Raw genomic sequence first — 13,182 nt, forward strand, 5'->3', positions numbered from 1 at the left:
GAGGTAACATCATGCAAACATGGGTAGTAATGATGGGCTGTGAATTTCTCCTTTTCGCCTTAGCAGCCATTATGGTGATTATCTGGATGCGACGTCCCGATGATCATTTAGATGAAATGCTTAAAAAAATTGAGATGCAAAACTCCTCAGACTCACGCAATGGCAGCTAACCCGGGGCGAATTACATGAGCGATCAACATTTCTATATGATATTTTTTGCCGTCTTTATCGTCATTAACCTGATTCTTGCTGTATGGGGTTGGCTGAAGATGCGTAAGGGTAAGTCGGGTGATGATGTTGAATATTTCCTCGGCGGCAAAGTTACCCCTATTGTCGTATTAGCCTTTTCCTATTGTGCCACGTCTGTCAGCGCCGGGTCATTTATTGGCGATCCGGGTTTTATTTCTACCGTCGGTTGGCCCTATTATTGGTTTACCGTCTTCACCGTACCAGGACTGGTGATTCCAGGCTTATTTGTGATCCGCCGACTGCGCTTGCAAAGTAGCCGTTATGGTTCTCTTTCGTTAACCGATTATCTGTGCTCGCGCTACAACAGCAGTAGCATGAAGATCTATATCTCTGTGGTCATGGTGATCTGCTACCTGTTTATGCTGGTCTCGCAATACAAAGGCGCTGCCCTATTGTTGCAAAGTTATACCGGTATTGATTTTTCTACCGGCTTGCTGGTGATGATGGTCGCTGTGGTGTTCTTTGTGAATGTCGGGGGCTTTCGCTCCGTTGCCTGGACTGATTTCTTCCAGGGCGCTTTCATGACCATCCTGGCCGCGGCGCTGGTAACCGTTGCGCTGATGAAGATTGGTGGCTTTACCGGTCTGGAGTCGTCTCTACAGGATGTCGCGCCCAATTACCTGCGCACTTACGATAAGGGGCCTGATGCTATTTTTCCCTGGTATTCTATTCCCTGTATCGCCTTATTTGGCTTCTTCATCATGTTTAGCCAGCCCTATATTGCCTCGCGCTATCTGGCAGTACCTAACATCAGTAGAAAGAAAATTGGTCAGTTTCTGCTCATTACCCTGGTGTTGGGAGCCATGTTCAATGCCATGATTTTCCTTGGCCTGATTGGACACGTGTTATTTCCCAAAGCCAACCCGGACTATCTCACGGTGACGATGACCAGAGAATTTTTCACGCCTGTGTTGTCCGGCATCATGATGATTGGTTTCTTCTCCGCTATGTTGTCCACCGCTTCAGGATTGTTACTGGTGATCGGACAGTCAATTGGCTCCGACCTCTATGCGCATCTCAGTAAAAAAGCCACGCCGCGTAAAACGGTATGGGTGACTCAGGCCAGCATCATTGCCTCTGCCCTGTTCGTCCTTTATTTCAATATGGTCAAACCACCTGCATTGCTACAGGTCTTTATTTTCCTGTCACTTTCCGGTGTGGGTTCGATGTTAGCCGTCCCGCTGTTTGCTGGCGTGTCCTGGCGCTACGCCCGCAAGGAAGGTGCCTGGTGTGCCCTGATTGCCGGACCTGTGTCTTATTTACTGATGGATTATGTGTTCCATATCAGTTGGACCGTCTCAATGGGGCTGTGTGTCGTACCGCCCGCCATCCTGATGGTGGTGGTGTCGATGGTGTTGAATAAAGTGAAGGGTATCGACCATAAACTGGTTGAACTGCACGGGCTTGAAGCACCCGAAAAACGGGAGATCCGCCATGAATTTGCAAAATAAAGTGATGGTTATCACCGGTGCTGGCAGTGGCATTGGCCGCGCAGCAAGTTACCGCTGTGCGGAGCAAGGAGCGACCATTGTCGCGCTTGATATCAATGGCAGCGCCGCAGAAATTACCGCACAGCAAGTACGCGACAAGGGTGGAAAAGCGCTGGCATTCGCCACCGATATCACCGATCGCCAACACGTTGCTGCCGCCATTGCCCAGGTTGTCGCGGAGTTTGGCCATATCGATGTGTTATTCAACAGTGCAGGTTCTACACGCCTCGCCACTATTGACACACTGAGTGATGAGGATTTCGATTTCATTATTGATCTCAATCTCAAAGGAACATTTATCGTATGCAGTGAAGTCTTGCAGCAGATGATTCCCAGGCGTCAAGGACGGATTATTAACTGTGCCTCTTATTGCGGTGTGCGGGAGGAATACGCCAATAGCGCGTATTGCGCCGCGAAAGCCGCGGTGATTATGATGACGAAAGTCATGGCGCTTGAGATGGGTCAACATAATATCAGTGCCGTTGCCCTCTCTCCCGGTAACATTGATACAGAACTCCTGCAATCTGCTTTAAAAACACGTGCAGAGATCGAAGGGGTGGAAATAGCTAAACTGTACCAACGTATTGGTGACAAAGTGCCACTGGGTCGGGTTGGTAACCCGGAGGAAATAGCTGCTCTTGTTGCTTTTCTGAGTTCCGACATTGCGCATTATATTAACGGTGAAAACATTATGATGACCGGCGGTTTCGTCATGTCGTAATCTACAGCACCAAACGATTCACGCCTGTGCGTACAGGCGTGAATTGATTCCGATCTATTCGAAAAAAGGTTGAAGATGAAACACGCTTTTAATCAGGCCGACAGAATGGCCAATGCACCGCTGTCTAAAATTCGCGATATTATTGAAAAGTCTTTGGCCTATGAAAAAGCGGGACATGATGTTATTCATCTGGAAATTGGCGAACCCGATTTTGACACACCAAAAAACATCACTTTATCCGCCATCGATGCATTAAATAATAATGATGTTCACTACGGCCCGGTTATGGGTAAAGTGTCATTAAGAGAAAGCATTGCTAAAAAATATCAGCAACAATATGGTCTTACATATACAGCAAACGAAATCATGATTACCCAGGGTGTCGCCCACGGTATCTTCCTGGCGATGATGGCGTATCTCAATCCGGGCGATGAAATTCTGGTTCCCGATCCAGGTTATCTTTGTTATTTCACGGTACCGGAAATCGCAGGTGCTAAAGCCATCAGCTATTCTCTGAATGCCAGTCAAGGTTATCAGGTTGATACAGCGCTTCTGGAGGCGTTAATTACCCCCAAAACGCGCATGATTCTGGTAAACAGTCCAGCTAACCCAAGTGGAAGCGTGCTGGATGAGCACTCGTTAATGGCCATTGCTCAACTGGCTATCAAACATAATTTGTTGGTCGTCACCGATGATATCTACGCTGACATTCTTTTTGAGGGTGAATTCAGCACTATCGCTATGCTGCCGGACATGCGCGAGCGTACCATTGTCTTAAACGGCTTCTCAAAGTATTACGCCATGACCGGCTGGCGTATCGGTTATCTGCTCTGCCCACAGACATTGATCGACCCGTTAATGCGACTCAGCTTCTATAGCATTGCTTGTCCGGTGAGTTTTATTCAGACGGCGGCGGAAACCGCGCTTAACAGCAATGATGATGCCAGCCGGGCCATGGTCGCAGAGTATCGCCGCCGCCGCGACTTTCTCTATCAACAACTCAACACGCTGCCCGGTTGCCGTTGCCAGAAACCCGCCGGAACCTTTTACATCATGCTTAACATAGAGGGCACCGGAATGACATCCGAGGCGTTCTGCCAATACATCCTTGAAACCTGTTACGTCACCCTGGTACCCGGCACTGTCTTTGGGGCAAAGGGAGAGGGATATGTTCGGCTTTCTTATGCAACATCGATGGAAAATCTAAAGATCGCCATCGACAGAATGAGTCAGGCGTTATTACTTATCCGTTAGCATTCATATCCATCTTAAGGAGTTGCATGTATCATCTTCCTCACATTTACCTGTCAGGCAATGAGCGTCAACCGATGGAGATTCCAAAATTTTATTTTTCGCACGTGTTTGATGACCTGAAGCCACTGTTTTTACAGCATGCTACCGGGCGTAAAATATTTAAAAAAGGTGAATTGATTTTTTCATCGGAATCACCGTTAGATTTTTGCCTGTTGATTGAGAAGGGCCTCAGTAGCTATTCTGTCATCCATGAATCGGGGGCGGTCAAAACGCTATTTTATCATGCTGAGGGCAGTCTTTTTCCGACTTATTCCTCAATGCGCACCTACCGTTTGCTGGAATACAATATGGCGGTAACCGATGTTGAAGGCATCATATTACCGCAAAAGAAACTGAGTGAATTAATGCAGCAGCATCCTGAACTCATGCAGCGGGTGCTCGCCTCTTATCTGGATATGTTCAACTTCCTGATATTTGATTCAATTAATCAGAGTTACAACAGCGCATTTGTGCGTGTGTGTAACTTTCTTTACCTCTACTCTGAATATATGCAAGATTCAGGCATGCAGTTTTATGACATTAATCTGACGCATGAAGAAATATCCAATGTAGTGGCAGTATCACGCGTTCAGGTTTCATATATTCTCAGCAAATTAAAGAAAGAGTCCGTCATTTCATCTTCACGCGGACGCATTCGTGTAGAAAATAAAGCCATGCTGGGAAAATACTGCTCAGGCGAGACGTTAGGGTGATCACGCGTTAGAGGAACAGACAACTTGAGGGTTTCACATGTTATCAACCAAGACCGGTACATTCTGTCAATTAATGAGTCCCGTGGCTGCTGAGAGCCTTTGCCTGGCAGGTTTTGACTTTCTTATCGCCGACGCTGAACACAGCGCATTATCCGACGCGGCTTTATTAAACTTTGTGCATGCAACCAGCCGATGGCCGGAAAAACTGTTTATTCGTGTGCGCGACTCCCTGCGTTCAACCCTACTTCGTAGCATGGATATGGCTCCTGCTGGGATTATTATTCCGGATGTACATACCCTCGAAGAGATCAAGCAGATTGTGCGTCACACCAAATATTACCCACTTGGTCATCGTGGTGTGGCATTTGGTCGCAATGCGGCTTATGGGATGGACCCCACGCTAAAAACGGGCATGGAAAACTTTTTTTCCGGAGTCAATACCCGTTGTCTGGTGATTCCTCAATGCGAGACGCTTGGCGCGCTGGATAATATTGAACAGTTCTGCGCTATTGATGGTGTTGACGGTATTTTTGTTGGCCCCTACGACCTCAGCGTAGCCTGCAATTTACCCGGAGAACTCAGGCATCCGGTGATTCAGGAGGCTATTGCGCGTATTTTACGCGCATGCAAGTCACAGCAGAAAATCGCCATGATTTTCGCGGCCGATAAAGTGACTGCGACGGCGTATGCGCAGCAGGGATTTGATTATATTGCTGTCGGCACCGACACGCAGTTTATGTTGCAGGGCGCGGCAACACTTCTGTCCTGACTCATGCCCCAGGGTCGGCCCCGGCCGACCCACCTGCAGTTACCTTGCGCGCCAGAACGATCGTTGCAGCGCAAAAGTCTCCTCATCCAGCGCATCAACCGGCCCCACTAAGCGGATGGCTTTCTGCCCGTGCGCAAATACCGTGGCGGCCGACAGGCTCATCGTCGGGTTCTCTTCATGGCTGCCGGTGCACGCCAGCAAACGCGTTTCACTCATGCCAAATACCACCCGACCAATATTGGCCCAGTAGATCGTTCCGGCGCACATGCAGCAGGGTTCCACCGCCGTGTAAAGCGTGCATTGCCACAAATATTCCGCTGAGAAGTTCGTCGCCGCGATCCGCGCCAGGGTTGATTCCGCATGATTCACCGTGTCGATATTGCATTGCGTCAGCAAAACCGTTTGCTGGTCTGGAGCCACCAGCACCGCACCAAACGGATGTTTACCCAGCGCAATGGCGCGTCGGCCAACCTCATTGGATAAACGCAGAAAGTGAATATCGTGGTCATTGATCATCTGCGCGCCCCGTAACCATTCAGGATGGCGTTCAGTACCACGGCGGTAAAGCCACCGAGGAAAATGCCGCTGTCGAAAATCAGTTTTAAAGACGGCGGCAGTAGGTGAAAAATCGCCGGAAAGGCCATTGGCACAATGCCGACCGCAATTGAGACAGAGATAATCAGGATATTCTTTTCATTGCTGAAATCGGTGTTTTTCAGCTCCTGTATACCGGCGCTGATGGTCATACCAAACATCAGAATGCCTACCCCACCTAATACCGGGCTGGGAATGGCCGCAATGATCGCACCCAGTTTAGGGAACACGCCCAGAACCACCAGAATCCCCCCCGCCGCAATCAGCACCACCCGACTGGTCACTTTTGTCAGCATGATCAGACCCGCATTCTGCGAAAACGCGTTGTACGGAAAGCTGTTCAGACACCCACCGAACAACGTGGACAGTCCGTCGGCGCGGATGGCATCTGCCAGGCGGCGTGAGGTGGTTGGCTGGCCGATCAGTTTGTCGATCAACAACACGTTGCCGGTGGTTTCGGTCATCACAATCAGCATCGACAGACACATCACCACAATCGGCGCAATATGAAACTCAGGCAGGCCAAAGGCGAATGGCAAGCTAAAACCCAGCCACCCGGCACTGGCAACCGCCGAAAAATCCGTCATGCCACACAGGTATGCCAATACTGAGCCACAAAACAACCCAACCAGGATGCTGAAATTACGCATTACCCCCCGAGTGACGCAGTAGAAAATCAGGGTGAGGATTAAGGTTCCTGCCCCCAGCAGCAACTTATCGATGCTGGCGAAATCAGGCGCATCGGGATTGCCACCGCCCAACCAGATCGCGGCAGCGGGCATCAGCGAAATACCGATCAAGGTAATGACACAGCCAATCACCACTGGCGGAAAAAATCGCACCAACTGGCTGAAAATCGGTGCCACCAGCAAAGTAAATAACCCACAGGCCATTGCCGCACCGAATACTGAAGTGATGCCAAATTCATGACCGACCATCAGCATTGGCCCCAATACCACGAAAGAGCAGCCCTGAATCAACGGCAAACGCGCACCAAAACGGCCGATGCCCACTGATTGCAAAATGGTGGCTAATCCCGAAGTCAGTAAACAGGCATTAATCAGTACCATGGTTTCGCTCGCTGAGAGTTTCAGCGCTGCGGCCAGAATCAACGGAACCGTCACCGTTCCTGCATACATGACTAACACATGTTGAAATCCCAACGACAAAATACGCCTGGCAGTGAGCGGATTATCTGCCTGCCCGCTGTTTAACACGTTTTCCATACCACCCCCTAAAAATGCAATATCGAATGATTGACCGCTCGACTATATGTAATTAAAAATGGCAACTGATAATTAGCTGCTTTCAATAAAACTGAAAGGTTGGGCGTCAGATGAAGTATTCATTGGATCAACTTATGACTTTCGAGCAAGTCGCTCGCTCAGGGTCATTTTCTGCGGCCGCACGGGTGATGAAGCGTTCGCAATCATCGGTGAATATGGCGATGAGTAATCTTGAGGATGAATTTAACGTCAGTCTGTTTGTACGTTCGCCGCGCCAGATCAGCCTTACCCCGGAAGGCAACACCCTGCGGGAATATGTGAAAACAGTGCTGGAACAATGCAATGCATTGGAGCAGCGCGTTAGCGCTTTCAACATCGCAACCGAGGCGCACGTCAGCCTGGCGATCGAAGTGCCCTATACCACGGTTGCCGCCGTACTATACGAATTTGCTATGCATTTTCCTGACGTGGATATCCATGTCCGCGAGCCGTTTCAGGGCGATGTGGAAGCGATGGTGCGCAAAAATGAGGTGGATGTCGGGATCTCAATGGCGCGCCCGGTGGACAGTGACACCATTGAGTTCGCGCAGTTAGGCAAACTGATCATGGTGCATGTCGTCAGTTCACAACATCCGTTAGCCCAACGCCTGCCGGTATCCTTTGCCGATCTTCACCGCTGGCGGCATATCACGTTTGGCGAACAGCAGAAGACCATTTCTACCACCGAATATCTCGGCAGCCCGATGACCTGGCGCGTGGAGAGTTATAACGCCATGATTGATGCTGCAATTGCCGGCCTGGGCTGGGCCTCCCTACCCCGCATATTTGTACAACGTGAATTGGAACAAGGCGTACTGACCGAATTGCGGCAACAGGAATATCCGCATACCGACTGGATTGTGGGCGTAGATCTGTTGTGGTCACGCAAAAAGAAACCGGGTCGGGCGCTAAGCTGGCTGATCGATCGTTTAATTAAAAATAAAATATTTGAACGCGATGCAGCAGGAAATAGCACAACACTTTAAACAACAGGAACAGTAACGGGTATGGATTTTCATTGGGTCGTCCATTAAAATATGGATTAATTACAGTACGTTATATCAGTTTTCACTTCCTTTTCTCGATAATTTCCTTCACGCTGATTATTATCACAGCCGAAAATGATAATTATCGGGTTGATAGCATCAGGTTAATTCATCGTTTTTATTTATGTCTTTATTCATTCACACGCACTAAACCCTCGCCTGGGATTAAAAATCTAATCATCACGGTCAATTTAATTCGCCGATCATTATCTGTACACCGCTGTCCTCGTTGCTATTATAGCGACGCAAAGCACACACACAGCAACGTGCTGCGTACGAGATTTTTCCTTAATTAACTGTGCAGCATTTCAACCCGCCTCGTGCGGGTTTTTCTTTTATGTCAGCACTCATTTGATGGATAAATTACGTTGACCGAAAATTTCCTTCGCAGCAAAAATCCCGTTAAGCGCCGCCGGGAATCCGGCATAAATCGCCATTTGCTGAATAACCTCAACAATTTCTGACGGCGTTGCTCCAACATTTAACGCAGCACTAATATGTACTTTTAACTGCGGTTGGGCCGTTCCCATGGCGGTCAGCATCGAAATAATCACCAGCTCTTTGGTGCGGTTATCCAAAACGGAGCGCGACAATATATCTCTGTAGGAGAACTCAACCACAAATCGGGCCAGGTCAGGCGCAATATCCTGCAGGCTTTGCACCACGTTCTTCCCTGCACCAGCACTTATCGTTTCAAGAGCGGCCATTCCTACGGCATAACGATCAACCGCAGCAGCCTGTGATTCAGGCATAAAATGCAGTTTGCGCGCGGTAAAGACTTCATCTGCCAGTCCCACGGCGTTTCCAGCAGCAGGAAAACCGGCAAAAACCGCACACAGCATAACGATTTCGATGATAGCCTCCGGCTCGCATCCCACATTGAGTGCGCCTGCCAGATGATATTTGAGTTGTGGCTGCGCATTTCCCATCGCTGCAAGCGCCGCAACAGTGCACAGTTGGCGCGTCGGCAAGTTAAGTTCGCGACGAGTCATAATCTCGCCGTAGCAAAACTCAACGATAAAACGAGCCAGATCCGGTGCGACTTCCTGCATTTTCTGCAGTGGGCCATCATAATTTTCCCCACCCACCCACTGCAAAATTTCCAGACCTGAATCATAGCGTGTTGATATTGACATGGTTTTCTCCTGAGATAATTGACATAACCCACTCTACAATTCAGCCACACATGTTTCGAATACCCTTTTTGTGATACCTTTTCGGTATGAACAACGCCATCGATCTTCGCCAGTTTCGCTACTTCCTTGCGGTCAGTGAGGAACGCCACTTTGGTCGCGCAGCGCAACGATTACATATTTCTCAGCCACCGCTCAGCCGACAGATTCGTCAGCTTGAGGAACAACTGGGCGTGGCATTATTTGTACGCAACGCCAGCGGCGTAGTTCTGACTCTCGCGGGAGAAAAGTTCCTTCCAGAAGTGAAGCGCACTCTGGCACAGGCGGAAAAAGCGATTGCCGCAGCCAGGTCGGCGCAGGACGCAGCACAAGGAAAATTGGTTATTGGCTACACCACGGTGTTTGATCGCAGCGTTTTCCCCGACGTGTTTAACCGCTTTCAGCAGCGCTTTCCCAACTGGCAATTGATCACCACCGGAAATCACTCCATAAACCTGGTGAGGAGTATCAGAAACGGCGTGATGGATGTGGCGTTTATTGGTTTACACACTGAGGTTGAGGGTCTTGAGTCTGAGGTGGTTCATCAAGAAGAAATGGTTGTTGCGCTCCCCGCAAAACATCCTCTGGCACGTAAAAGGAAGATCAGCTTTAACGAACTCAATGAGGAAGCGATGTTCTGGTTCGAACGTTCGTTAAACCCCGGCTTTTATGATTATTGCCAGACGTTCTTTAACCGCATCGCCTTCCGGCCCAGAATGCTACCCGAGCCGCCAGATCATCACATCCTGCTTGGATTGATTGCAGAGGGTAAGGGTTTCGCACTTATCCCATCATCACTGAAAAATATTAAACGTCAGGGCGTCGTATTTCGCGAACTGAAGCCAGCAACCGATACTTTCTCCATTGGTATCAGCCTGGTATTTCTTAAATCTAATCCCTCTCCGGCCCTGCAATCTTTTCTGACAATGGTCAGAAATGAATTATAACGCCCCCCAATACAGCATTAACTTCCTTCGTTTTTAGTCAGCTCCGCCGCAGGGCAGACGTAAAGAATCCGTTAATACAAATAAAAATGACAAAATCTGGTGACAAGCCTATGATAATCAACTTAAAAAGTTTGGCCGGTAATGACCGGAATAACCAACTCAGCAGATTTCAATGATTCGTTTTCATTTTAATTTTCGCATCTGAATCAGGGTCAGGGCGGAGGGATGATGTACATAAACGACAGTAGCGATGCGGGCTCCCAGCATCTTGCGTTGCAGGTGCTGCGGGATCCGGATGAAAGCCGGGATGATGTACTGAGAAAATTTACCAGCCTCGTCAGTAAAACATTGGGGATCCCCAGCAGTTTTATTTCGGTCATGGATGACGACCACCAATACATAAAGGCTGCACATAACTTTGTGGTGGGAAAGACCGCCCGGGTAGATTCAATGTGCCAACACGTGGTGGATGGCGATGGTGCCATGGTGGTGCCTGATACCTGGCAGGATACGCGTTTTGCCACCAATCCCTATGTGACCGGGGAACCCTTTGTCCGGTTTTACGCCGGGGTGCCGTTAAAGAATCGCGAAGGCCTGGTGCTTGGCAGCCTGTGCGTGGTTGACCGTGAATCCCACCCTTTCAGCCCGGATCAGTTGATTACCCTTAAGTTACTCGCTGAACTGGTGATGTCATTTCTTGAAGCCTGGCATGCCGTCGGTTATACCGACCCGGTGACCGGTCTGCCCAACCGTCAGCGTTTGATACGTGACCTGCAATCTCTTTCATCTTCCGGTGATACCGCACCGCGCCGCTTGGTGTTGATCGACTGTATTGATATGCCCAGAGCGTATGAGTTGGCTCGCTCCCTGGGTATGGCACCGGTTGAGGGACTGTTGAAAGATGTCGCCACCTTGCTGCCGCTGCGGCTGCGTCCTGGTAATGACGCGTTGCTCTATACCATCGCGACCGGCCGCTTTGCGGTGTTGACGAAGCATGACAGTCGATTAAGTGCCGCCTGGGTGGCCGCAAGGCTGGAGGGGATCAGTGCGGATATGGGCGAGGGGCTGTCCGTCGACCTGACCACGCACGCCGGGGAAACTGACTTTATCCCTGGCCGACTTTCAGCGCATGAAATTCTCCGCCGTGCGGTCAGTGCGCTGCATGAAGCGATCTGCCGCAGCGTACCTGCCATGAGTTTCAGCCTGGCGTCGGATGAACGCCGGACCGAAGATTTCACCCTCGTGAATGATCTGGCATCGGCCCTGAAGCATGATCGGGAACTGTATCTGGTTTATCAGCCTAAAATTTGTTTGCAGAGCGGTGAGCCGCTCGGTCTGGAAGCGCTGATCCGCTGGTCGCATCCGCTCAGAGGGGAATTGTCACCGGCAGAATTTATTCCGCTGGTGGAACCCACCACCTTAATGGAAGAACTGACGGAATGGGTTGTTTTCCATGCCATTGACCGTCTGAAGCGCCTGAAAAATAGCGCGATTCAGTTGCCCATCACCGTCAATGTCAGCGTCAGAGATTTCAGCAAAAAAGGGTTTGCCGACTGGCTCGAAAAACTGATGATTGATGCCCGCTTACCAACATCCCTGCTGGGCATTGAGTGTCTGGAAACCGAACGAATTATTGAAAGCCCCGCCGCCATTGATGGACTGGAGATGCTTAAATTGCGTGGGTTCGGCATCTCACTTGATGACTTCGGCACCGGTTACAGCAACATCAGCTATCTTCGTCGCATGCCGTTGGATGTCATCAAACTGGACCGCTCCATCATCAACGGCCTGTCGACCGACACCGCTTCTCGCATCATCACCAAAAGCATCATCGCCATGTTGAAAGAGCTGGATTATATGGTGCTGGCGGAAGGGGTGGAAAACAGGGAAACCCTTGAGGCGTTGAAAGAGTTTGGCTGTGACCAGGCGCAGGGTTATTTCTACTCCCACCCACTGCGGGAGGAAGAGCTGGATAACTGGCTGGCCTGGAAACTGCGTAACGTTACTTGTCAGCGTTAACCCTGATCAGGCACCAAATGCGCCGTCGATGGTATGCATGGCACCGGTCACGAAACCGGCTTCCGGACCCGCCAGCCATGCCACCATCCCGGCCACTTCTTCCGGTCGCCCGTGGCGTTTGATCGCCATAAAGCCGTGCATCAACTCTTTCAATGGCCCTTCCGCTGGGTTGGCATCGGTATCAATCGGCCCTGGCTGAACCACATTGATAGTGATGCCGCGCGGGCCGAAATCACGAGCCAGCCCGCGCGCCATGCCCTGAAGGGCTGATTTGCTCAGGGCGTATGAAGCCATACCGGGTACCGACATGCGGTCGCCGTTCACCGAACCCATGATGATGATGCGTCCCCCTTCCGGCATCTGGCGTGCCGCTTCGACAGAGGCAAAATAGGGTGCGTTGATATTGATACGAAACAACCGCTCAACTTCGTCGGGGTCCTGTTCTAACGCATCACCAAAGGCGATGATCCCTGCATTGACCACCAGGATATCCAGGGGGCCACTGTCGCGCACTCTGGCAATCACCGCATCACGGTCGGCGCTGTCGGTCTGAAAAGCCTGGCTGCCCGTTTCCTGCGCCAGTCGTCTGGCGGCCTCGGGCGAACCGGCATACGTGAACAAGACCGTTGCACCCTCTGCGGCGAAACGCCGCACAATCGCCGCACCGATTCCCCGACTGCCGCCCAGCACCAGCACTGACTTACCGTTAAAATAAGACATCAGGCACTCCTTCATGACTTGAGGTAGCCGCCATTGGCTACGATGCACACAGTTTAGTCGACGTTCGCAGCACGTTAGCGGACAAACGCTTCGGCGGTCGCGTTTCTGGACCAGCGAAAACTTTATCTTTCAAAATCAACTCACCCGGCGTAACCTATATATAAACCATATACGTTTCATATAG

The 13,182-nt window shown here is 50.3% G+C and carries 13 protein-coding genes; 9 read left to right on the forward strand and 4 right to left on the reverse strand.

Going from position 1 to position 13,182, the window contains the following annotated elements; genetic code table 11:
• Positions 1 to 11 precede the first annotated feature (11 nt).
• The 6 genes from PAT9B_RS31000 to PAT9B_RS23740 all read left to right on the forward strand — a co-directional run bounded on the left by PAT9B_RS31000 (position 12) and on the right by PAT9B_RS23740 (position 5,235).
• Positions 12 to 170, forward strand: a complete 159-nt coding sequence (locus PAT9B_RS31000) for a hypothetical protein (RefSeq protein WP_013511835.1) — start codon at positions 12 to 14, stop codon at positions 168 to 170.
• 15 nt (positions 171 to 185) lie between these two features.
• A complete protein-coding gene (locus tag PAT9B_RS23720; RefSeq protein WP_013511836.1) occupies positions 186 to 1,700 on the forward strand; it encodes a sodium:solute symporter in 1,515 nt (504 codons plus the stop codon).
• Positions 1,684 to 2,460 carry an SDR family NAD(P)-dependent oxidoreductase gene (locus PAT9B_RS23725; RefSeq protein WP_013511837.1) on the forward strand — a complete coding sequence of 259 codons (777 nt, stop codon included), beginning with the start codon at positions 1,684 to 1,686 and terminating at the stop codon, positions 2,458 to 2,460. The genes PAT9B_RS23720 and PAT9B_RS23725 overlap by 17 nt, the downstream gene beginning before the upstream one ends.
• Positions 2,461 to 2,535: 75 nt before the next feature.
• Complete coding sequence (locus tag PAT9B_RS23730) at positions 2,536 to 3,714, forward strand: pyridoxal phosphate-dependent aminotransferase (protein WP_013511838.1); 1,179 nt, start codon at positions 2,536 to 2,538, stop codon at positions 3,712 to 3,714.
• Positions 3,715 to 3,740: 26 nt separating this feature from the next.
• A complete protein-coding gene (locus PAT9B_RS23735; RefSeq protein ID WP_013511839.1) occupies positions 3,741 to 4,466 on the forward strand; it encodes a Crp/Fnr family transcriptional regulator in 726 nt (241 codons plus the stop codon).
• 37 nt (positions 4,467 to 4,503) lie between these two features.
• Entirely contained in the window at positions 4,504 to 5,235 is a 732-nt protein-coding gene (locus tag PAT9B_RS23740) for an HpcH/HpaI aldolase/citrate lyase family protein (protein ID WP_013511840.1), read from the forward strand.
• 39 nt (positions 5,236 to 5,274) lie between these two features.
• Here the strand turns inward: PAT9B_RS23740 and PAT9B_RS23745 are convergent, their stop codons facing one another.
• Entirely contained in the window at positions 5,275 to 5,751 is a 477-nt protein-coding gene (locus PAT9B_RS23745) for a nucleoside deaminase (protein ID WP_013511841.1), read from the reverse strand.
• The gene (locus PAT9B_RS23750) at positions 5,748 to 7,055 is read right to left on the reverse strand and encodes a nucleobase:cation symporter-2 family protein (protein ID WP_013511842.1); all 1,308 of its coding nucleotides are present in this window, start codon (positions 7,053 to 7,055) and stop codon (positions 5,748 to 5,750) included. The genes PAT9B_RS23745 and PAT9B_RS23750 overlap by 4 nt, the downstream gene beginning before the upstream one ends.
• Before the next feature lie 134 nt (positions 7,056 to 7,189).
• Here PAT9B_RS23750 and PAT9B_RS23755 point away from each other — a divergent pair, with 134 nt between their 5' ends.
• On the forward strand, positions 7,190 to 8,080 hold the full coding sequence (locus PAT9B_RS23755; protein ID WP_190274677.1) for a LysR family transcriptional regulator: 891 nt from the start codon (positions 7,190 to 7,192) through the stop codon (positions 8,078 to 8,080).
• A gap of 407 nt (positions 8,081 to 8,487) precedes the next feature.
• Here PAT9B_RS23755 and PAT9B_RS23760 read toward each other — a convergent pair whose 3' ends face one another.
• Positions 8,488 to 9,276 carry a carboxymuconolactone decarboxylase family protein gene (locus PAT9B_RS23760; RefSeq protein WP_013511844.1) on the reverse strand — a complete coding sequence of 263 codons (789 nt, stop codon included), beginning with the start codon at positions 9,274 to 9,276 and terminating at the stop codon, positions 8,488 to 8,490.
• 86 nt (positions 9,277 to 9,362) lie between these two features.
• Between PAT9B_RS23760 and PAT9B_RS23765 the strand changes: the two genes are divergently transcribed.
• Both PAT9B_RS23765 and PAT9B_RS23770 read left to right on the forward strand, forming a co-directional pair.
• The gene (locus PAT9B_RS23765) at positions 9,363 to 10,259 is read left to right on the forward strand and encodes a LysR family transcriptional regulator (RefSeq protein ID WP_013511845.1); all 897 of its coding nucleotides are present in this window, start codon (positions 9,363 to 9,365) and stop codon (positions 10,257 to 10,259) included.
• Positions 10,260 to 10,487: 228 nt separating this feature from the next.
• A complete protein-coding gene (locus PAT9B_RS23770) occupies positions 10,488 to 12,278 on the forward strand; it encodes a GGDEF domain-containing phosphodiesterase (protein WP_013511846.1) in 1,791 nt (596 codons plus the stop codon).
• A 6-nt stretch (positions 12,279 to 12,284) separates the two neighbouring features.
• Here the strand turns inward: PAT9B_RS23770 and bdcA are convergent, their stop codons facing one another.
• A complete protein-coding gene (gene bdcA / locus PAT9B_RS23775; RefSeq protein WP_013511847.1) occupies positions 12,285 to 12,998 on the reverse strand; it encodes an SDR family oxidoreductase in 714 nt (237 codons plus the stop codon).
• Positions 12,999 to 13,182 lie beyond the last annotated feature (184 nt).

This window comes from Pantoea sp. At-9b (assembly GCF_000175935.2).
GTDB lineage: Bacteria > Pseudomonadota > Gammaproteobacteria > Enterobacterales > Enterobacteriaceae > Pantoea.